This window comes from Pseudomonas neuropathica (genome assembly GCF_015461835.1).
Taxonomy (GTDB): domain Bacteria; phylum Pseudomonadota; class Gammaproteobacteria; order Pseudomonadales; family Pseudomonadaceae; genus Aquipseudomonas; species Aquipseudomonas neuropathica.
Genome location: NZ_JACOPX010000012.1, coordinates 195,500 through 215,107 on the forward strand (window position 1 = coordinate 195,500; position 19,608 = coordinate 215,107).

The 19,608-nt window shown below is 57.7% G+C and carries 24 protein-coding genes, 1 tRNA gene and 1 pseudogene; 11 read left to right on the plus strand and 15 right to left on the minus strand.

Annotation, left to right across the window (positions count from 1 at the left end):
* Window positions 1–39 precede the first annotated feature (39 nt).
* Genes H8F23_RS19050 through H8F23_RS19060 form a run of 3 tightly spaced genes read left to right on the plus strand, consistent with a single transcriptional unit; the run spans window position 40 to window position 1,426 of the window.
* A complete protein-coding gene (locus H8F23_RS19050; protein ID WP_194935454.1) occupies window positions 40–417 on the plus strand; it encodes a GNAT family N-acetyltransferase in 378 nt (125 codons plus the stop codon).
* Window positions 414–1,130 (plus strand): AzlC family ABC transporter permease, encoded by a 717-nt coding sequence (locus H8F23_RS19055; protein ID WP_194935420.1) that lies wholly within the window; start codon window positions 414–416, stop codon window positions 1,128–1,130. The genes H8F23_RS19050 and H8F23_RS19055 overlap by 4 nt, the downstream gene beginning before the upstream one ends.
* Window positions 1,109–1,426 (plus strand): AzlD domain-containing protein, encoded by a 318-nt coding sequence (locus H8F23_RS19060; RefSeq protein ID WP_007909127.1) that lies wholly within the window; start codon window positions 1,109–1,111, stop codon window positions 1,424–1,426. The genes H8F23_RS19055 and H8F23_RS19060 overlap by 22 nt, the downstream gene beginning before the upstream one ends.
* Here H8F23_RS19060 and H8F23_RS19065 read toward each other — a convergent pair.
* The gene (locus H8F23_RS19065; protein WP_194935421.1) at window positions 1,343–2,269 is read right to left on the minus strand and encodes a LysR family transcriptional regulator; all 927 of its coding nucleotides are present in this window, start codon (window positions 2,267–2,269) and stop codon (window positions 1,343–1,345) included. The two genes, H8F23_RS19060 and H8F23_RS19065, sit on opposite strands and share 84 nt — an antisense overlap.
* Before the next feature lie 469 nt (window positions 2,270–2,738).
* Here H8F23_RS19065 and H8F23_RS19070 point away from each other — a divergent pair, with 469 nt between their 5' ends.
* From H8F23_RS19070 to H8F23_RS19085, 4 genes are all read left to right on the plus strand, one after another.
* A complete protein-coding gene (locus H8F23_RS19070; RefSeq protein ID WP_194935422.1) occupies window positions 2,739–3,029 on the plus strand; it encodes a type II toxin-antitoxin system RelB/DinJ family antitoxin in 291 nt (96 codons plus the stop codon).
* Window positions 2,995–3,309: a type II toxin-antitoxin system YafQ family toxin gene (locus H8F23_RS19075; RefSeq protein ID WP_100846571.1), complete on the plus strand. Its 315-nt coding sequence runs from the start codon at window positions 2,995–2,997 to the stop codon at window positions 3,307–3,309. The genes H8F23_RS19070 and H8F23_RS19075 overlap by 35 nt, the downstream gene beginning before the upstream one ends.
* A 136-nt stretch (window positions 3,310–3,445) precedes the next feature.
* The gene (locus tag H8F23_RS19080) at window positions 3,446–3,853 is read left to right on the plus strand and encodes an MbcA/ParS/Xre antitoxin family protein (protein ID WP_186620726.1); all 408 of its coding nucleotides are present in this window, start codon (window positions 3,446–3,448) and stop codon (window positions 3,851–3,853) included.
* Window positions 3,850–4,530 (plus strand): RES family NAD+ phosphorylase, encoded by a 681-nt coding sequence (locus H8F23_RS19085; RefSeq protein ID WP_194935423.1) that lies wholly within the window; start codon window positions 3,850–3,852, stop codon window positions 4,528–4,530. The genes H8F23_RS19080 and H8F23_RS19085 overlap by 4 nt, the downstream gene beginning before the upstream one ends.
* A gap of 42 nt (window positions 4,531–4,572) precedes the next feature.
* Here the strand turns inward: H8F23_RS19085 and H8F23_RS19090 are convergent, their stop codons facing one another.
* Window positions 4,573–4,854 (minus strand): DUF3077 domain-containing protein, encoded by a 282-nt coding sequence (locus tag H8F23_RS19090; protein ID WP_194935424.1) that lies wholly within the window; start codon window positions 4,852–4,854, stop codon window positions 4,573–4,575.
* 178 nt (window positions 4,855–5,032) lie between these two features.
* Between H8F23_RS19090 and H8F23_RS28925 the strand changes: the two are divergent.
* Window positions 5,033–5,170, plus strand: a pseudogene (locus tag H8F23_RS28925) (helix-turn-helix domain-containing protein); the annotation flags it as partial.
* Window positions 5,171–5,466: 296 nt separating this feature from the next.
* On the opposite strand, the gene H8F23_RS19095 reads toward H8F23_RS28925, so the two are convergent.
* The 6 genes from H8F23_RS19095 to H8F23_RS19120 all read right to left on the minus strand — a co-directional run bounded on the left by H8F23_RS19095 (window position 5,467) and on the right by H8F23_RS19120 (window position 10,184).
* Window positions 5,467–5,542 (minus strand) — tRNA-Thr (locus H8F23_RS19095).
* A gap of 429 nt (window positions 5,543–5,971) precedes the next feature.
* Window positions 5,972–7,207 carry a methyltransferase gene (locus tag H8F23_RS19100; protein WP_194935425.1) on the minus strand — a complete coding sequence of 412 codons (1,236 nt, stop codon included), beginning with the start codon at window positions 7,205–7,207 and terminating at the stop codon, window positions 5,972–5,974.
* Window positions 7,188–7,877: an ABC transporter permease gene (locus tag H8F23_RS19105; protein ID WP_099757735.1), complete on the minus strand. Its 690-nt coding sequence runs from the start codon at window positions 7,875–7,877 to the stop codon at window positions 7,188–7,190. The genes H8F23_RS19100 and H8F23_RS19105 overlap by 20 nt, the downstream gene beginning before the upstream one ends.
* A complete protein-coding gene (locus tag H8F23_RS19110; protein WP_095047149.1) occupies window positions 7,877–8,569 on the minus strand; it encodes an ABC transporter permease in 693 nt (230 codons plus the stop codon). The genes H8F23_RS19105 and H8F23_RS19110 overlap by 1 nt, the downstream gene beginning before the upstream one ends.
* Before the next feature lie 78 nt (window positions 8,570–8,647).
* Window positions 8,648–9,397 (minus strand): ABC transporter substrate-binding protein, encoded by a 750-nt coding sequence (locus tag H8F23_RS19115; protein ID WP_194935426.1) that lies wholly within the window; start codon window positions 9,395–9,397, stop codon window positions 8,648–8,650.
* Between the two features lie 13 nt (window positions 9,398–9,410).
* On the minus strand, window positions 9,411–10,184 hold the full coding sequence (locus tag H8F23_RS19120) for an ABC transporter ATP-binding protein (RefSeq protein WP_093430016.1): 774 nt from the start codon (window positions 10,182–10,184) through the stop codon (window positions 9,411–9,413).
* A 554-nt stretch (window positions 10,185–10,738) separates the two neighbouring features.
* Here H8F23_RS19120 and gabP point away from each other — a divergent pair.
* On the plus strand, window positions 10,739–12,130 hold the full coding sequence (gene gabP, locus H8F23_RS19125) for a GABA permease (RefSeq protein ID WP_194935427.1): 1,392 nt from the start codon (window positions 10,739–10,741) through the stop codon (window positions 12,128–12,130).
* 70 nt (window positions 12,131–12,200) lie between these two features.
* On the opposite strand, the gene H8F23_RS19130 is transcribed toward gabP, so the two are convergent.
* From H8F23_RS19130 to H8F23_RS19145, 4 genes are all read right to left on the minus strand, one after another.
* Window positions 12,201–12,653, minus strand: coding sequence for a hypothetical protein (locus H8F23_RS19130; RefSeq protein WP_064117023.1), 453 nt, complete (start codon window positions 12,651–12,653; stop codon window positions 12,201–12,203).
* Between the two features lie 6 nt (window positions 12,654–12,659).
* Entirely contained in the window at window positions 12,660–13,073 is a 414-nt protein-coding gene (locus tag H8F23_RS19135; protein ID WP_008080543.1) for a hypothetical protein, read from the minus strand.
* Between the two features lie 29 nt (window positions 13,074–13,102).
* Window positions 13,103–14,077, minus strand: a complete 975-nt coding sequence (locus H8F23_RS19140) for an alpha/beta hydrolase family protein (RefSeq protein ID WP_194935428.1) — start codon at window positions 14,075–14,077, stop codon at window positions 13,103–13,105.
* A gap of 67 nt (window positions 14,078–14,144) precedes the next feature.
* Window positions 14,145–15,203 carry a PDDEXK nuclease domain-containing protein gene (locus H8F23_RS19145; protein WP_194935455.1) on the minus strand — a complete coding sequence of 353 codons (1,059 nt, stop codon included), beginning with the start codon at window positions 15,201–15,203 and terminating at the stop codon, window positions 14,145–14,147.
* Between the two features lie 260 nt (window positions 15,204–15,463).
* On the opposite strand from H8F23_RS19145, the gene H8F23_RS19150 reads away from it, so the two are divergent.
* Together H8F23_RS19150 and H8F23_RS19155 are read left to right on the plus strand one after the other, a co-directional pair.
* Window positions 15,464–15,913 carry a carboxypeptidase regulatory-like domain-containing protein gene (locus H8F23_RS19150; RefSeq protein ID WP_194935429.1) on the plus strand — a complete coding sequence of 150 codons (450 nt, stop codon included), beginning with the start codon at window positions 15,464–15,466 and terminating at the stop codon, window positions 15,911–15,913.
* Window positions 15,914–15,987: 74 nt separating this feature from the next.
* Window positions 15,988–16,278: a YceK/YidQ family lipoprotein gene (locus tag H8F23_RS19155; RefSeq protein ID WP_194935430.1), complete on the plus strand. Its 291-nt coding sequence runs from the start codon at window positions 15,988–15,990 to the stop codon at window positions 16,276–16,278.
* A 14-nt stretch (window positions 16,279–16,292) separates the two neighbouring features.
* Here H8F23_RS19155 and H8F23_RS19160 read toward each other — a convergent pair whose 3' ends face one another.
* Genes H8F23_RS19160 through H8F23_RS19170 form a run of 3 tightly spaced genes read right to left on the minus strand, consistent with a single transcriptional unit; the run spans window position 16,293 to window position 19,600 of the window.
* Window positions 16,293–16,640 (minus strand): hypothetical protein, encoded by a 348-nt coding sequence (locus H8F23_RS19160; protein ID WP_194935431.1) that lies wholly within the window; start codon window positions 16,638–16,640, stop codon window positions 16,293–16,295.
* Between the two features lie 29 nt (window positions 16,641–16,669).
* The gene (locus tag H8F23_RS19165) at window positions 16,670–18,148 is read right to left on the minus strand and encodes an aminotransferase-like domain-containing protein (protein WP_194935432.1); all 1,479 of its coding nucleotides are present in this window, start codon (window positions 18,146–18,148) and stop codon (window positions 16,670–16,672) included.
* Between the two features lie 27 nt (window positions 18,149–18,175).
* Entirely contained in the window at window positions 18,176–19,600 is a 1,425-nt protein-coding gene (locus H8F23_RS19170; protein ID WP_194935433.1) for an L-lactate permease, read from the minus strand.
* Window positions 19,601–19,608 lie beyond the last annotated feature (8 nt).

The window sequence follows — 19,608 nt, forward strand, 5'->3', positions numbered from 1 at the left end:
GTGGTGCTGCGACGCGCCACGGCCAAGGATGCGCAGCGCATGGAGCGCTTCTTCCGCCAGTTCGACGAAGTGTCCTTCTGTGAGTGGCAGGATGCCAAGTGCCTGCGCGGCGTGCTGATCCAGAAAACCACCACGGCCTATCTCGCCTTCGACGTCGGCGGCGAAATCGTCGGCGCGGTACTCGGTGGCATGCTCGGCAGTCGCGGCACGATCAATCATCTGGCGGTCAGCCCGCGCTATCGCAGCCAGGGCGTCGGTCAGCGTCTGGTTGAAGCAGCGTCTTCCGATATGAAACGGGTCGGTGTGTTGCGGATGTTTCTGTTCGTTGACGATGCTAACCTCGCGGGCAAGCGTTTTTGGACCGCCCAGGGTTTTTGCGAGCCTCATGGCGAACGGACATTTGAGAGGGATCTATGAATGAAACGTCCGGCAGTGCGCCGTTGATGGTCAACCATCAGCCGTCGCGCACGTTTGCCGAAGCCAGCCCGGTGGTCGCTGGCTACTTCACGGTGTCATTCGTGTTCGGGCTGATGGCCGTCAACGCAGGCTTGCCGATGTGGCTGCCAGTGGCGATGTGCTTGTTCGTGTATGCCGGCGCTTCGCAATTCGCCGCGCTGGCGCTGATCTCCAGCGGTGCCTCGCTGACCACCATTGTGCTGACCACGTTTCTGATCAACGCGCGGCACATGCTGATGTCGGTTTACATGGCCAAGGCCCTGCGCGCTCTCGGTTTGAGCCGGATGGAGCGCTGGGCTTATGCCGGTGGCCTGACGGATGAATCCTTCGCTTTCCACAGCGTTAAACTCGGCACGGGTGCGCCGGTCAATGTGCGCTACCTAATTGGCTTCAACCTGTTCTGCCACACCTCATGGGTACTCGGCGGCTTGCTCGGCGCGGTGTGCGCGCAGTACGCGGCGCACCTGATCAAATACCAGCTCGACTACGCTCTGACGGCGATGATGCTCTACGTACTGGTGTCGCTGTGCAACACGCGCAACAAACTCATCGCCGCCGCTGCTGCCGTGGTGTGCATGGGCGCGCTGAGTCTGGTCGGCAGCTCTCCGTTCAATGTGTTTATCGCCACGTTTGTGGGCTGCGGAGTGGGTGTATGCCTGACCAAACGTTCCTGATTCTGGTGGTCGCGCTGATGATGGCCGTGACTTTCCTGCCACGCGCACTGCCACTGCAAGTGAATACCGAGCACTGGCCGCCGTTTATCGCGCGGGCGCTGGAATACTTGCCGGTGGCGATCGTCGCTGCGATCAGCCTGACACCCTTATTGATCAAGGATCAGCACATACAGCTCGATCGCCCGGAATTCTATGCCGCAATTCCGACGTTGTTATGTGCGTATTTCAGCAAAAACCTCTTTCTCAGTGTGGCGGTTGGGACGGCTGCGTACATTGCGCTCGGCTCGTTCATGTAGCGGTAGATCGACGACGTCACTCAAGGCCTGGCTGGACAACTCCGGATTGTTCACCGCCAGGCGCACTTCGAGAAAATCCTCGAAACCGGGGAAAATCGTCAGGCCGTTCTTCTGCGCAGCTTCACGCGAAACCATGCCCACCGCGTCCATCTGCGTGATCAACGACAGCGTCAACGTTTCACTGCATGAATAGACCATGCGCTGGCCGTTCTCGTGATTGCCTAGCCCGGCGTCGAGAAAACGCAAAAAGCTGTGGGAATACGGACAATCTTCCGCAGGACGTACCTGAAACTTGTTGCCCAGCAAGGTCAGAGGATCATTCTCCTGACCACAATGGGCGCCAACCACCTGCACCTGTACATCCGGCAGGACGATACTCGGCAAGCCCGGCCGCTGCGGGCCGATCAGCACCGCAAGGTCGAAGTCTTCGTTCTTCAGCTTGCTGAGATTTTCCATCGACTCGGCGTAGCTGAATTCCATCTGATAATCGGGAAACACCTCGATCAGGCGTCCGATCATTCGGCGGTTGAAGTCAGCCGCCAAAGTGTTGTTCAACGCCACCTTCAACGTGCGCTGGCCGGGCACCTTCAGCGCCTCGACCTTCTCTTCCATCTGTCGCGTGGCAATCAGCACTTTGTCCATATAAGGCGTCAGCTCAGTGCCTTGCGGCGTCAGCGTCAGGCCTTTGTTGGAACGTCGAAACAAGCGGAAACCGAACTGCTCTTCGACCTTGTTCAACTGCGCGGCCAAGGCCTGCACAGTCAGGCACGAATGCTCGGCTGCGGCCGACAACGAGCCGGTCTGCACGATGCGCATGAGGTTGCGTAAGGTTCTGCTATCCATGGGTAATGCCCTCTAAAGTGGGCTGGGTATTGTTGTTTACGAGACTGCCGGTCAGGCGCCATATGCTGGCTATATTCCTGTACCTGAGCATAGTTGTCGCGGGTTTAGTAGCGAATTGATGTCCTCGCCGATGGCTGGAGGCTGACACAGGATCGGGGTTTTTGGTGACGTGGGGGTGATGAAGGTCAAAAAAAGTGCGTGGTTTTGGTGCGTGGGGAGATTTTTTTCGAAGAGAAACAGCTTACATCTTCCGAGGTTTATGCCTGCGTCATGCGCAGATACGTCTCAGGCAAAGTACCGATTTAGCTGATAGCGCCTACCTGTCAAAGGAGTTGAAATGGATGTCTGGCATGCAAGCCATGGCGGTAGACAACCACCTATCAACTTCGCGTTGACCGACGAAGATCCCTCCGACCACAATGCAGAGGTAGCGCTGATGTAGCTACAAAATCACGATGAGGTAATTGAAATGGCTGCACTACTGAAAACTACCGATGTGCGCTGCCGCATTGATGAGGATTTGAAAGCGCGTGCCACTGAAGTCTTAAACGCTTGCGGGCTGAGCATTAGCGACGCCATGCGACTTTTTCTGCGACAGGTTGTTGCCACTCAAGGGCTTCCCTTCGAGGTGCGAATTCCATCAGAGAAAACGGCCCGCGCGATGATGGAAGCACGAGAAATCCGTCAGCGTTTCGACTCGATAGAGGACATGCTGAGGACTGCTGATGGCGAAACCGGAGAAAACGCAAAAACGCGCTGATCGGCCTAAACAGTGTGCACAGACTTCTGAATTCAAGAAGTCTTGGGATCGTTTTAACCGTGCCGGAAGGCGAGACATGAACGACGTCCGGAATGTGATGGCGATGTTGTTCTTGGGGCAGCAATTACCGGCTGAATATCTGGATCATGCGCTGACTGGAGATTGGTCTGGATTCCGCGAGTGTCATATCGGTGGCGATTTTCTGATGATTTACGAGAACACACGCCCAGACCTGATCACGTTTGTGGATTTAGGGAGCCATTCAGAATTGTTTAAATAGCGCAGAAAGACATAAGCCGGCTCAACTCCGGCTTCTGTGCGTTTGATCATTACGATTGTTCGTTTGTGTATCAAAACTCTAAAAAATTACAGTTATGTACTAGTCTTCAGCTAAGACAAAAAATCAGGAGGCGTCTATGCCTACCTCATCTCCGGCCCTCACCCCACGCGAACAACTCGACGTCCCCGAAGCGGGCCGCGTCGCGCTGAAGTTCTTCTTCAACCTCATGGAACGTTGGGGTTGCAGCGCCGAGCAGCAACGCACGCTGCTGGGCGGCGTCGGCAACACCACTTTCTATAAATACAAACACCTGCCGAACATACGTCTGCCTAACGACACCCTTGAGCGCATCTCCTACCTGATGGGCATTCACAAGGCGTTGAGCATCATCTTCAGCAATAACCGTGAGCGCGCCTATACGTGGGTCAGCAGTCCAAACACAGCGGCGCCGTTCAACGGGCAAACTGCATTGGATTACATGCTGGCGGGGAGAGTGATCGACATCGCCGATGTGCGTCGCTATCTCGATGGGGTACGCGGTTGAAGGCGCCCGATTTGGTTGATGTGCAATGGCCGCGAGCCTACCGGATCGTCAACAGCAGCTTCCCGCCGATTGCGTTGTTTGAAGACGTGCTCGATCCCGAAGATCTGGAAGTTGCCTACGCAATTGACGCGCTGACCAATGATCGCCTGATTGAACAGGCCGGGGTACTTGCCCGAGTGCGACCCGAAGACCGACTCTCTGGCCCCGGCTCGACTCCGGTGATGGCTGCGTTTACTCATATTGGCAAACGCAGTCGTTTCTGCGACGGCACCTTCGGCGTTTACTACGCTGCGAGCAGCCAGACTGCTGCCATCGCTGAGACCTGTTATCACCAGGAGCGATTTCTTGCGGCAACCCAGGAAGCGGATCTTGAGTTGACCATGCGCACTTACGTCAATCGGGTGGTTAAACCTTTCCACGATATTCGTCACGATCACCCCGAGCTGCTCCATCCGGATCCTGAGGCTTATGGGCCGTCTCAGGTATTCGCCCGTCAGCTGCGCGAAATCGAATCGTGGGGACTGCTCTACAACAGCGTCCGCCTGCCGGGCCACGAATGCATCGCCGCGTTTCGGCCGCCGGCGGTATCGATTCCGAAGCAGGGCAAGCATCTGCGTTATGTGTGGAGCGCGAGTCAGCAGAAGATTTCGTTTGTGCTTGAGATCAGTCAGGTCTGAAACGCAAAAGCCCTCGCATCAACGAGGGCCTAAAACCGGCGTTTACATCAACGGCTTGTCCGGCGGTGCATCCATCACTTTCACGACATCATCGATCAACGCTTTGCTCAATTCCTGCAAATACTGCGAGGCATACGCGTGAAGATCAGGGGCGCGAGAGACTGAAGTGTCCGCAGTGAGCAGGCGTGAAATGTGAAGCAAGTGTGAGGCGTGGGAAAGGGCGGCGATTACCGGTACACCACGGTTGGTGCGGAACATCGCTTGATTGGATTGAAAGGAAAAGTGGGTGAGGCCCAGGGTTTTCAGATCTTGGTAGTTGGTCATTTCGCTTCACCTACCTTTCGAAAGGGTGGGCGTGAAGTGGCTGGTGTTGCTGACGGGGGGGGCTGCGGATGGATCAATGGCTTTCATTTGTGAACTCCCTGTATCAAATGAGAGCTGCGTTTTGTCGGTCATGACATGTCCTTAGCCTTTTCTAAGCAACAAAACGAGGAGATCAGCGATGGTCGATGAACTGGAGCAATTCCAGCAGGACTTACTGGAGTCTGTACGTCAGATGAAGGCCGGTGAGGCCGCGCGCGTAACGCAGATGCCGCTCTCTGCGCGGAGGAGCAAAGCGTCGAGGCATCAAGCACTCTTCACTGGGAGACCGCGTTGCCATTGACTTCGCCGGTTCAGTGAGCTGAGAAACGCTGCTCATGCAATTACACCTTTTTATGGGCACGCCGTAATTATTGCCAGTTCATAATTTGGCTTACAAGCGGAAATTCGGGCGTTTTGGGCAAAAGCCGTGCTTTGTGGGAGAAGGACGTCTGGCGTTTAGATCGACGTGTGCAGAGGAGAGGCGCTATTTCTACTGAAGCTGGAACACGGCTAAAAATATATACACCCACAAACAACAAAGCCCCTGCATTTCTGCAGGGGCTTTGTTTTGTATGGTGCCGGCACCAGGAGTCGAACCCGGGACCTACTGATTACAAGTCAGTTGCTCTACCAACTGAGCTATACCGGCGTTGTGGGCGACGATTATAGCGATTGGGAAGATCCTGTAAACCCCTGAATTCAGACTATTTTTGCATCGCGGCAAATTAAGCCCTGCGCAATGCGTAACGCAGCATTCGTGCCTTACGCACGATAGGACTGTTTTGCACGACAGGCAGTGGAGTTTCGGCTTTCGCGAGGGCGAAATTATTCGCTCGGCGAGCCCATTATTCGGCGGTTATGTCGTTTTGATTGGCAGCTTATGCACAACTGAGAGGCACGAAGTCGTACTCAGGCGAGGTTTTGTGAACCCATTCTCATTTTGTTCGCAAATCCCTGTTTTACAGGTTTTTTATTTATGTGAACAAAAAATGACCAGTGTTGTTAAGGCGACGAAACAGGCGCAGATATTGGATCCACGGCAAATCCATCAACAGAGTTATCCACAGGCTGTAAGGTTTTAAGCGCGTTCGGCGAGCAGCAGTAAATTACGCGGTGTGAGCGAGGTGTCGCAAAAAGTGCCGAGGCGTACGACGTATCCCTGTTCGACGAGGAAAAGTGCCCGATCCAGATTCAGCCAAAGCTCCAGTGGTCGTCGGAACAATCCGCGAAGCAATTCGAGGTTGCGAACTTCGGCCAACCGCTGCCAACCGGCGGCTTCGAGTGTCGACCATTCTGGCGAGCCGATTGTGGATAACTCTTTCAGCGCTGCCAGATCGCGGCAGTAATCGGCGAAGGTTTTGTCCAACCAGGCGCTGGGCAGGGACGGGGTGGGCAGATATTCGTCTATTCCACGTACTTGCCGTTGCAGCAAATCGAAAGCCAAGCGCCGGGCCATGGAGGTGTCACGCTGACGTCGGACCCGTGCACCGGCGGTGACAGTTTCGCTCATGGGTAGAGCCAGATCTTCGAGCGAGAGCTGTAGGGCGGATCGCAAACCGACGGAGGACAATGCCTGATACTCGCTGCGACTGATGCGGTTGTAACAGCAAGGCGCGATCGCCATTTGCTGGCAGCCGGCAGCACTGGCCAGTTGCATCAAGCGCACATGCAGATCGCCGCAGGCGTGGAGGGCGGCGGGTGTGTGGGCTGCGCTCAATACACTTGAAGCATTCGCTGCCAACACATCCTGCTCGACATGCAGCGCGTGTAAATGATGGCGCTGACTCAACGCCTGACCGCTGGCGACCAATGCCGGATCGTATTCAATGCAGGTCAACTGTTGGCCATCACTCAACAACCGTCGGCCCAAATGCCCCTTGCCGGAACACCAATCCAGCCAATGCGTCGGCTGCGAGGCAAAAGACAAGCGACTGGCGAACGCCTCGATCTGCTGCCACTTGCGTCCCGGTACATCGACATTCAAGCGATGCACCGCAGCTTCCAGCGCGTGCCCCGGCAACTGACCGACAGCGCTCAGCTCAGCCGATATCGCTGCCAATGAAGCAAATGGCTCCGGCGCTTCGGCAAGATCAGCAGGTTGGTTGTGTGCGTTTTCTGCATCGTCCAGCGACCGTTCTCGTAGCCACAACGCCAACTTCGGGTAGGACGCTTCCCATGGAAGCTGCAGATGAGTGAACGGACGAGGTTTCCACAGCACCTGATGCTCAATCAAAAAAGCATCCAGCGCTGTGAAGCGGGCGAGTAACTCCTCGCCCGTCAGCACGCAGGAGGAGTCAACGCCCTTGGCAGGCATCGACGCGCAACCATCGCTCCAGCTGTTTGAATGCCTGAACGAGAACAAACGACATCAGCAGGTAAATGACGCCTGCGGTGAAGAACATATCCACGGTGAGGTAGTTGCGGGCAATGATCGTGCGGGTAATGCCGGTGAGTTCGAGCAAGGTCACCGTGCTCGCCAGAGAACTGGCCTTCAACATCAGGATGACTTCGTTGCTGTAGGCCGGCAGGCCGATGCGCGCGGCGCGCGGCAGGACGATATAGAACAATGCCTTGGCCTTGGACATGCCCAGTGCACGCGCGGCTTCGATCTCGCCCGGCGGGATCGCTTGAATGGCGCCACGCAGGATTTCGGCGATATAGGCAGCAGTATGCAGGGTCATCGTGGCGACAGCGCACCAGAAGGGTTCTCGCAAATACGGCCACATGAAACTGTCGCGTACGGCGTCGAACTGAGCCAGGCCGTAGTAGACCAGAAACAGTTGTACGAGCAACGGAGTGCCACGAAAGAAAAAGATGTAAGCGTAAGGAAATGCGCGAACAAACCAGAGTTTGGAGGAGCGCGCGATGCCCAGAGGAATCGCCAGCAACAACCCGAGAATAACGGCGATGCCCACCAGTTCGAGTGTCAGGACGGCGCCCTGAAAGAACTTCGGCAGCCACTTATAGATGACTTCCCATTCCATTACGTCGTCCTCACGAAGCCACGGGCGGCGCGTTTTTCCATGAAGTGCATGGTGGCCATCGCCAATATGGTCAGGCCCAGATACATGACGGCTGCGACCAGATAGAAGGTGAATGGATGCTTGGCGAAGGTCACGGCGTTCTGCGCATTGCGCATGATTTCTTCCAGGCCGATGACCGACACCAAGGCGGTGTCTTTCATCAGGATCATGAACAGATTGCCCAGGCCGGGCAGGGCGATGCGCCACATCTGCGGCATGATCAACCGGGTGAAGATCCGCCATTTCGACAGGCCCAGGGCCTGACCGGCCTCACGGTGTCCTTTCGGAATGGCCAGGATGGCGCCACGAAATACCTCCGTGGCATAGGCGCCGAAGCACAGTCCGAGTGCGGTTACGCCCGCCACAAAGGGGCTTAGCGCCAGGTCTGGATTGCCAAAGTATTCGCCAATGGCATTCATCGTCTTGACGGTGCCGAGGTAGATCAGCAGAACCCAAAGCAGTTCCGGCACACCACGTACGATGGTCGAGTAGGTTTCGCCAAGCCATTGCAGCGGCTTGTACGGGGAAGTCTTGGCCAAGGCGCCGAGCAGGCCGAGCACCAGTCCCAGGCACAGTGCGGTGAGAGCCAGTTGGACGGTCATCAGCGCACCGGCAGCGAGGGCCGGGCCGAATCCGTAGAGGTCGATAATCATGGGTTTCTGTTCAAATTGCGGCAGGCAAAGTCGGGAGCCGGCGCCGTTCAATCACGGCGCCAGTCCCACAGGTCAGGATCAATAGATGCTGAACGGGAAGTACTTGTCGTTGATCTTCTTGTAGGTGCCGTCGGCGACGATTTCCTTCAGGGCAGCGTTCAATTTCTCACGCAGCGGGTCACCTTTGCGCACAGCGATGCCGATCTTGTCGCTTTCTACAACCGGGTCGCCCTTGAACTCGTAGTTCTTGCCCGCGTCGCTTTTCAGCCAGTCGTAGTTGGCGTACTTGTCGGCGAGGATCGCGTCGACGCGACCGGACGTCAGGTCGAGGTAGGCGTTTTCCTGGGTGTCATAGAGTTTGACGTTGAGATCGCTGCCGTAGTTGTCTTCCAGCCAGGTGCCGGCCAGCGTGGCACGCTGGGTACCGATGGACTTGCCCTTCAGCGAGTCCTTGTCGGTTTTGAAGTCGACGTTTTTCGGCGCGATGAACTGCAGCTTGTTCGAGTAGTACGGGTCGGTGAAGTCGACCGCGCCCTTGCGCTCTTCGGTGATCGACAGCGAGGAGATCAGGAAGTCGAACTTCTTCGCGTTCAGGGCCGGGATGATGCCGTCCCAGTCGGAAGTGACCACGGTGCACTCGACTTTCATCTTCGCGCACAGGGCGTCGCCGATGTCTTTGTCGAAGCCGACCACGTTGCCGCTGGCGTCTTTGTTGTTGAACGGCGGGTAAGCCGCTTCGATGCCCATCTTCAGTGTTTCGGCCATGGCACCGGCGCTGAACGCCAGGGTGACGGCGGCGGCCAGGAAGACCTTTTTAAAATTCTGCATGCATGTTGCTCCGTTAGCGGTTGCTGGACATGAATTGTTTGCAGCGCGCCGAAAGCGGGTTTTCGAACACCTGCTGAGGCGATCCTTGCTCTTCTATAAGGCCCTGATGAAGGAACACCACTTCGCTGGAGACCTGACGGGCGAAACCCATTTCGTGGGTCACAAGCAGCATGGTACGGCCTTCTTCGGCCAATGCGCGGATGACACTAAGTACTTCCTGAACCATTTCCGGGTCAAGCGCCGAGGTGGGTTCGTCGAACAGGATCACCTTCGGCTGCATCGCCAGCGTGCGGGCAATCGCCGCGCGTTGTTGCTGGCCACCGGACAATTGCGCCGGGTAGGCGTGGCGCTTGTCGGCGATGCCGACCTTGGCCAGCAGCGCTTCGGCGACTTCGATCGCTTCGGCCTTGCTCTGGCCGAGCACGCGGCGCGGTGCCTCGATGATGTTGTCGAGGATGCTCATGTGCGGCCACAGATTAAAGTTTTGAAACACAAAACCAATCTCGGAGCGCAGGCGATTGATCTGTTTGCCGTCGGCGGCAATCAGTTCGCCATTTTTGGCGGATTTGAGCTTGAGTTCTTCGCCGGCCACCAGAATCTGGCCCTGGTGCGGGTTTTCAAGAAGATTGATGCAACGCAGGAACGTGGACTTGCCGGAACCGGAGGAACCGAGGATCGAGATCACATCGCCGTCGCGGGCGGTCAGCGAGATGCCTTTGAGCACCTCAAGCTGTCCGTAGCGTTTGTGCAAGTTGCGGATTTCAAGCGCGGGCGTGGCCTCAGCCATGTGCGTTCCTCATATATGTTGCGCTCCAGCTGTTGGATGGCCGTCCTGGCGAGGCGGCCAAGCTAGCATAGCGTTTCAATGGCAGCCAACAGCGCTACGAGCGGTTAACGGGTGGCATGTGGCAGGTTGTCGCATCGGCACAGCAGACTGTCGCCCCATCAACAACCGAACGGGTGTTTGATCGTGCAAACCCGTGGGTGTCGCGTAAAAAAAGGCGCGATGTTGCCAGCTTTGGCGGGGTGTTGGAAGCGCTATCCGGCCGAACGTTCCTGAATCGCCCTTTTATTGTGCATCCCACACTTTTTCGGTGTGTTTCTGGTGCGCTGTTTCGTTTGAAAAGTGAGTCGCAGGGTAACGCTCTGGCGGATTGCCATTAAATCCAAGGACTTGCGATGACTGTCCGGTCGCGCGCAAAGCCGCGGCACAGAAGAGTTTGAAACATTTTGGCGCAAAACTTGCGTGCAGAATAAGGAACGCCCCGTTGGTTTCTTTTTACGAGAAAGAAAATGCCAGACGGGCCGGACGCAATCGCTTTCCTTGCAAAGGTAGTTTCGATGAGCAGTACCCCAAGCTCCAATGGCCTCGAACAGGGGCTCAAACCGCGTCATGTGACCATGTTGTCGATCGCCGGTGTAATCGGCGCCGGTCTGTTCGTTGGCTCCGGCCACGCCATCGCCGCCGCCGGCCCTGCCGTGCTGCTGGCCTACGCCGCCGCCGGTACCCTGGTGGTTTTAGTGATGCGCATGCTCGGCGAAATGGCCGTTGCCTCGCCGGACACTGGCTCCTTCTCGACGTACGCCGACCGTGCCATCGGGCACTGGGCCGGTTTCACCATCGGCTGGCTGTACTGGTGGTTCTGGGTCTTGGTGATTCCACTGGAAGCCAATGCCGCCGCAACCATCCTGCACGCGTGGTTCCCTGATGTCGGTATCTGGGCGTTCGCGCTGGTCATCACCCTGTTGTTGACCGTCACCAACCTGTTCAGCGTAAAGAATTACGGCGAGTTCGAGTTCTGGTTCGCGCTGATCAAAGTGCTGGCAATCATCGGCTTCATCATCCTCGGCCTTGCGGCGATCTTCGGCTTTCTGCCGAACAGCCAGGTCAGCGGTGTTTCGCACCTGTTCGACAGCGGCGGCTTCCTGCCCAACGGCATGGGCGCGGTACTGGGTGCGATCCTGACCACCATGTTCTCCTTCATGGGTACCGAGATCGTGACCATCGCGGCCGCGGAATCGAAGAACCCGGGCAAGCAAATCTCCAAGGCCACCAACTCGGTGATCTGGCGGATCGGCCTGTTCTACCTCGTGTCGATCTTCATCGTTGTGGCCTTGGTGCCGTGGAACGATCCTACGCTGGCCAATCTCGGTTCCTACCAGACTGTGCTTGAGCGCATGGGCATCCCGAACGCCAAGATGATCGTCGACATCGTGGTACTGGTCGCGGTGACCAGCTGCCTGAACTCGGCGCTGTACACCTCGTCGCGCATGCTCTTCTCCCTCGGCAAGCGTGGCGATGCACCGGCCATGTCGACTCGGGTGAACAAAAGCGGCACACCTTACTGGGCAGTAATGCTGTCCACCGGCGCTGCGTTCCTGTGCACCTTCGCCAACTACGTGGCCCCGGCGGCGGTGTTCGAATTCCTGCTGGCCAGTTCCGGCGCGATCGCACTGCTGGTGTACCTGGTGATCGCTTTCTCGCAACTGCGTATGCGTAAACAACGCATGGCGCGCGGCGAGAAAATCGTCTTCAGCATGTGGCTGTTCCCGGGCCTGACCTACGCGGTGATCATCTTCATCGTCGCAGCCCTGACCATCATGCTGTTCCAGGAAGCGCATCGCGTGGAGATCCTCGCGACTGGCCTGCTGAGCCTGATGGTGGTGGCAGCCGGTTTGCTGGTAGCACGTCGTCGCAAGCTGGAAAAAAGTGGTGCGGTGGTGTTGAACTGATCCGTTACGCGTAATGCAAAACGGCCGCTGTCAGTGATGACGAGCGGCCGTTTTTGTTTGTGAGCGGGGTTTATTCGCTCTTGTCTTCCTGTGCCTCTACCGACTTGCCATAAGCATCCAGCGCAACCCCGAAATCGGTGATGAACTGTGGCTCGCTCAGCCAGGCCTGGGCCTCTTCGATCGTTACGCCTTCGGCCCACATGCGGTAGTCGATGAGCATGTCGGCGGCCAGGTGGGTGGCGGCCATGCCTTCGTTGTCGGCGTTTTCCATGTCCAGCAGCTCTGGATGGTCGACGATGACGAACGCCAGTTCACGCAGCAGGGTCAGCAGCATTTCGTTGCGGCTGATGGCTTCGGCGTCGCGCATTTTGCTGAACATCGCCAGGGTGTATTCCGGGATCGGCTCGGCGAGGTGGTCGAGGTCTTCGTCCTGCTCCAGCGGCTTGCGGCCGACCATACGGATTTGCTTGGCTTTGGCCTTGGCGCGTTTGGCGCGTTTCTGTTGCTTGTTCAGGGATGCCATGGGAACTCAGTTCTTCTGTTGGGTTTGTGCGGCGATCGCGTCGGACGCGGCCACATAGTCGGCCTGGAAGGCCGGGGATTCGATCCACGCCAGCGCGCCGGCCTCGTCGGTTTCCTGCGACCACTGGCGATACTCGATCAGCGCGGCGAGGATGAAATCCATCGCGCCTTCTTCGCCTTCCTGCTCGTAGACCAGTTCCAGCAGCGGGTCTTCGAGGAACGCGGTGCACAGCGCTTGCTGGCTGATCTTCTCGGCGTCGATCATTTTCTTGAACAGCTCGGTCAGGTCCACCGATTCGAAGTCGATGCGATCATCGTTCGGGTCCAGCTCGACCGGCGCTTCGGCGCGTTTGGTGCGGTTCTGCTTGGCCTTGGCTTTGGCCCGGGTGGCGCGTTTTTGCTGCTTGTTGGCGGAGGCCATGATGTGTTCCGTCGTGCGTTGAGAGGGGCTCAGCTGCGCGGCACTTGCCGCCCGGGAGTATCGGGGGCCAGTTCTCCGGTTTGCAGCCAGGTCAGAGCGATGGGCCATAGTGTGGCTTGGTATGCGCTGCGAAAAAAGGCGAAATGTCCGACTTGTTGTTCGTTGATGTCCTGCGGTTCGATGCGCAAGTGGGTTTTTGTAGCGTTACTGAGGTAGTCGAGCAGGCGTTCGATGGCGGGAAGGGTGCCGTAGGGATCGTCGCTGATGCTGATCGCCAGTGTCTGTGCGCTGACGTTGGCGAAGGGCAGGGCGCCGCTCTTTTTCATCAACTCGCGACCACTGGGGCGCTGTTCGTAACGCGCTGCAGGCGTGCTCCAGTCGCGCACTACACCGGCCGGCGTATCTTCCAGCCAGCCAAGACGTTTGCCCGGGAAGTAACCGCAGACGAGCGTCAGCAGTGGCATCAACACATGCCATTTGCCGAACATGCGCCAGCGCTGTGCGGGGGCGTAATCGCGCCAGTAGGCGAACTGCGCACCGACGGTGACCAACCGTCGGATAACCTTTCCCGACTCACCGAGGCCAGCGGCGCAGCCACCAAAACTGTGGCCGACCACATCGATCGGCTGGCCGGGAAATTGCCGTTGTGCGCGTTTGAGCATCGCCTCGAAATCCAGCGCGCCCCAGTCTGTCCACGAGGCCTCAAGGCCTTTCATTGAGTCGGGTCGAGATTCGCCGATGCCACGGTAGTCGAAGATGATCACGTCGAAACCATTGGCGAACAGATAGGCCGCGAAACGCGAGTAATGGCGACAGCGCACGGACGTGGCGGCGTTGATGATCACCACCGGGCGCTGAAGGTCGGGCAGGGCATGACGCCAGGTGAAACCGCCAAGGACAAAACCGTCGGCGGCTGTTTCCTTGAAGGGTTCACTTTGATGCTCGGCAGCCAATGGCGGCTTGCGCTGCACAGCTGACAATGGAGGCGTGTCCTGAAAACTCATGGCGCTCGACCTTCGCGGGTAGCTGGCAACAATAGTCTCAGTGCATCCAGCGGACAATCCGCAGGGCTTATTCAGTGGACTCGGTGAGCAAGCGTTCCTCGATCAATGCTTGCTCTCTTTGCAGCTCCGCTCGCAGTTCTTCCACACTTGGCAGCACCGTTTTATAGCTGCTGGCAAACAGTTGCTCACTGCCTTTGAGTATTGAGTAGCGCGCGACGGCCTCGTTGTCCTGTGAACACAGAATGATCCCGACAGTGGGTTTGTCGCCTTCACTGCGCTTGAGTTCGTCGTACATGCGCACGTACATGTCCATCTGTCCGACATCACGCGCACTGAGCTGGCCGCGTTTGAGATCAATGATCACGAAGCATTTGAGCAAGTAGTTGTAAAACACCAGATCGATGTACAGATCCGAGCCACCGGCGCTGATGCGTTGTTGTCGAGCGACAAAGGAAAACCCTTTGCCCAGTTCAAGCAGGAAGCTCTGCAGGTGATCAATGAGCGCTTGTTCAAGCCCCGTTTCGTTAACCTTGCCCGGAGACGGCAAGCCTAGAAACTCGAGAATCACGGGGTCGCGGATGAACTCTCGGGGATTGCAGTTCATCGCTGCGATGTTGGTCGTGGCTTCCTCAGTTACACCCGCCTTGTCTTGACTCATCAGCAGGCGCTCGTAGTAGAGCGTATTGATCTGGCGATCCAGAACGCGGCTTGACCAGTTGAGGGTGGCGCATTCGTCCATATACCATTGGCGAGCCTTTTCACTTTCAACCCTGAGTAGCCGGCGATAGTGCGTCCAGCTCAATTCGTGACGCAGTGCGTCACGAATTGGAAATGCTTGATAGAACAGACGCATGTAACGAAGGTTCGAGGCGTCAAAGCCTTTTCCAAACTGCGCCGTCAACTCTTTCGCCAGTGTCGCCAATAATCGTTGGCCATACCCCGCTCGCCGGGCGCCGTCCTGTTCAAACTCAACAATATGCCGGCCAATCTGCCAACAGGTCTGAACCTGAATCGTATCGACCACACGCAGCACTTTTTGCCGTGCCTGACGGATCAGTTCGCCAAGATCGCCCAGCAACGAATCGATTTTCGGGTCTTGCAGGTCAGCAGGTTTCAGCTGGCTCATCGAATTTCCGCACCATTGAAAACAGAAGCGCCAGCATGCCGAGAACCGCTTGCGAAGGATGTCGGCCGAGCCTTGGAAGCCAGCAGGAAGAGGGGATGGGTGTTGCAGGAAGTTGCTGGCCAGAGACGCTTTTGCGGGTTTTAGTCTGTAGTCCATTTCGTACACATCCCAAGTTCGAATCATTCTGAAACGTCACCCTCCCGCACTGAATCCAATACAGGGTAACGATTGGGTTCTGTCAGGGCCCGGGAGTCGCCATCATGAAACGTGTTCTTTCCTGTCTGCTGCCTGTCGTCGCGGTTGCTGCATTGTTATTTGCCGCGACGGCGCAAGCCGCCAGTCTTGAGCCTGTCGACAGCGCAGGCGTGCAAGTTCAACAGCAGCAACAAAACGGTATCAGCTATCTGGCCGGCGGGGTCGGCGAGGATGAAGCAAAAGCCATCCAGCAAACCGTCGGCTACAACCTGCACATGACCTTTTCGGTGGGCATGCAGAATGAGTACACCTCCGACGTCGATGTGACGATTGAAAATGCTGCAGGACAAACCCTGCTGGCCCTCAATCAGACTGGTCCGTTGCTGTACGCAAAATTGCCGACCGGCAAATACACCGTGGTTGCCACACGTAAGGGAGAGGCGCGGCGCGATGTGACCGATGTTGCAAACGGTACTGCGCGCAATCTGGTGTTTCACTGGAGCGACAGCGATTAATCACGGGTACCAGGCGCGGAGGGCGCGGTTGATTGAGCGTACAATCGCGGCCCTCACGTTTTACGGTCAGAAGGATGTTGGCATTGAAAGGGATTTTGCGTTTTGGCTCCGTGGCGAGCCTTGTTGCGCTGTTGGCCGGTTGTGGAACGATGACGGGGCGCTTGAGTGGCGCCTCGCCAGAACCTTACTACAAGGGTGTCGACGGTAATTTACGCCTGCTCGGCGTGAGGGATGACGACGGCAAGCCAACGGCGGTGATCTGTTATTTCACGATCGTTTGCCCTTTGATTACTGTCGTATCGCTACCGGTAGATGCCGCCGTGGATAGCGTTCTGTTGCCCATCGACTACGTCAACACGCTCTGAAACCGCTCACCCGATTATCGTCGTATGCGCTTGCCTTTGGGCTTCTCCGCCGGCTCCTGCACTTTGCGATAAATCCATAGGCCGAACACCCCGGCCGCCAGCAGAAAAATGGTTCCTATGCTTTGCGAGACAAACTCGATCCAGAACCGTCGTGGTTGCACAGACAGGTAATAGGTGTGCTTTGGGCCGCGGTTGGTGGTGGTGATGGCGCCGCTGATCCAGCTGTCGATCAGTATGTAGATCGATGCACAGAGGGCGAAGGCAATCAGTACGCCGACGAGCACGGTCAGCCAGAAGGTGGTCCGGCTCTGGCGATACGGCGGCGGATGGGGCAGGGGAATGCGGGTTCTTTTCTGATTCATGGGGTGTTACTGCAAACGTCCTTTTGCGCTCAGGAAACGGCTGGTTCTTGATGTTGCTCAGTCAGGTTTTGCCGTCCGTCAGAGGGTCGCCCGGCGAGGTGTGCGCATTCGGCAATCACCTTGAGGATCTCGATCACTCCCGGAGTCAGCGCAGTGCCAAGGCAGATGCGCACACCCGTGGTTGCATGCCCGTCGGCGAAGAAAATGCCGTTGCCGGCCACGTGGCAGCCGCGTTCGCTGGCTAAATCCTGCAATGCCGACATGTCGGTGTGTAACGGCAGTTCAATCCAGTGGATGAACCCTCCACGCGGTGGCACGTACACGGTGCCCGCAGGGAAATCCGTACGCACCAGCGCTTCGACAAAACTGGCCAGCGAAGACAGTTGCGAGCGGAGTCTGGCGCAGTGCTCTTCCATGTAGCCGCGCCCGATAAATTCGTTGAGGACATTTTGCGCAAGGCTGGAAACCGCCAGATTGCGCGAAAACATTTGCGCCAGAATGGCATTGCGGTACTTGCCAGCCAGACACCAGCCGACGCGATAACCCGGCGCGATGGTCTTGGAGAACGACGAGCAGTAAATCGTCTGCCCGCTGGTGTCGTAGCTCTTGATGGCGCGGGGGCGATCGCCTTCCGGCACCAGGTCGAAGAAGATGTCGTCCTCGATAATCGGCACGTCCGCTTCGCGCGCGATCTGTGACAGCCGTGCGCGAGTCTCGTCGGGCATGATGAAGCCTCGCGGGTTCTGCAGGGTTGGGTTGAGAAAGATCACCGCGACCTTTTTCAGCTTCAACGCTTCTTCGAGGTGATCGACATCGAGACCGAGTTTGCCGTGCGTGCGGATGGGCAAGGCGCGCATGCCCAGGCGTTCAATGGTCTGCAGGATGCCGTAATACGTCGGCGTTTCGATGGCGACCGTAGCGCCTTTCGATGCGACGGCTTCAAGTGCCAGCTCCAGAGCAATGGTGTCGCCCGACGTCACCAGAATATCGTCCGGCCCGCAGACCACGCCGCGGGTCAGCATCAGCCCGGCGATGCGTCGTCGCAGTGCCGGCAGACCGGGCGGTGCGACCAGTCCGGTCAGCGAGTTGTCAGCTTTGCCAGCCAATACCGACAGGCACTTGTTGAGCAGCACGTTGGGTGTGAGGTCGCTGTGCAACACCGCTGAATTCAACGACGCGGTGGTGCGCGAGGCCGCTTGGGAGAGCATCGCGACCACCGCATGATTGACGTTGACGGTGACACTGGAGAAGTCAAAACCCCTGGCGGGTTTTGCTTGTCCGGAGGCTGAGACGAAGTAGCCGATGCGTGGTTTGGTCGAAACGTAAGCATCGGCTTCCAGATCCGCCAACGCGCGCTGAACGGTGGTGATGCTGGTTTCAAACATTCGCGCCAGCGTACGGATCGAGGGCAGTTTCGCTTCGGCTGCCCATTCACCGCTGTCGATCTGACGAATAATCCAGTCCTTGACTATCCGCCAGCGCTTGTCCGGTAGATCAAACCTGTCCATAAGTTCTCTGTGATGTTTCGAAACAATTCAGAGAAAGTAGAGCAAAACGATCCCCGTTGCAGCAACTATGACGATGTTGAGCGCAACCAGGCCGAAGGCGAATCGGATCAGGTTGTTTTCTTCATGCCGATTGGCGCCCGCCAGCCCGGTGATCAGCGACAGGATCGACAGCGACCCCAGTGCGCCATGCCCGGCGGCACTGTTGACCATCGCGGCCAGCCATGCACCGTGTTCGCTGCTCAGCGCAGCAATGGACGGCATGACGAGGGTGTTGCCGCCGACATTGGAACCGGTGACGTAACCGGCAAGCCCCGCCAGCACTGCGATGGTTGGCGCCAGGGAAATCCCCGACAACGATTGCAGTGTGCGCTGTGCTTCGACGAGGAAACCGGCGTTGACCATCACCTGCGAAAGCAGCAGGAACAGGAAAATCGTCGTGACCGGAAATTTCGCCCGGTTGAACAGCGCTCGCCACGGGAAACCTGCGGCGGCGCTTTGCTTGATTGCCATCAACAGCGTAACGATCAATAGCGCGAGCCCCGGGGAGGCCAATGGCTTCCACGAAACATGCTCGCCTTTGATGATCCACAGCGCATCCCAGCCCGACAGGACGAACAACCCGCGCGACGCAACGATTACCCCCAGCAAGGCCAGATAGGGCCAGGCTGCGTTCGGCCAGCGCACCAGTTTCTTCCGTTGTGCATAAGAGATCCCCAGGCCGACGCAAGCCACCGCCAGGCCGGCCAGCACACCGGAGACTTCCGGGCCGATCCACAGGTTGATGGAAAACAGCACCGCGACGAACAGCGCCGTCACCACGATCAGTCCAAGCCACGGCGAAACCGTGCGGATGCCACCCTGCCACAGAGCAATCGCCGCCAGGCAGAGGAACACTGGCGCACTGATCAGCGCCGAATGACTGCCAAGGGTTTGTGCCGGCAAGTGCGCCAATAGCGCGCCGATCACGGTGGCCAGACCCAGTGTGCCCCAAGGCATGATGACCATCCCGGCGAGGGCAATTTTCATCCCCGACTGGCGGGTGAACAGCCCCATCAGCAATGGCACGGTTGCGATCAGCGAAACGCCGAAACCGGTCATCGCTTCAAGCAGCGGTGCGAGGCCGAGCACGATGAAGATGACCTGCGCCGGCGGTGTCCAGCCGAGTTCTTTGACCCAGGCGCCGATGGCCTGCGGCGCACCACCGCGCTCGACCAGGATGACGAAGGCCAGCCCCGGGATGATCACGCACGCCGTGCTGAGAAACAGGATGGTGGTGTCCTGAAAGATGGCCGTGCTGATTGCCGCCGACACAGGCCCCGCTGCGCCCAAGGCCCACAGCACGAGCACCAGCACTACGCCGGCCAGTGCCGCTTGCACTGGCGGTCGGCGGACGATCAGGATCAACGCGATCACCAGCGCGATCGGTGACATTTGCAACAAGAGAGAACTCATACCCGGTT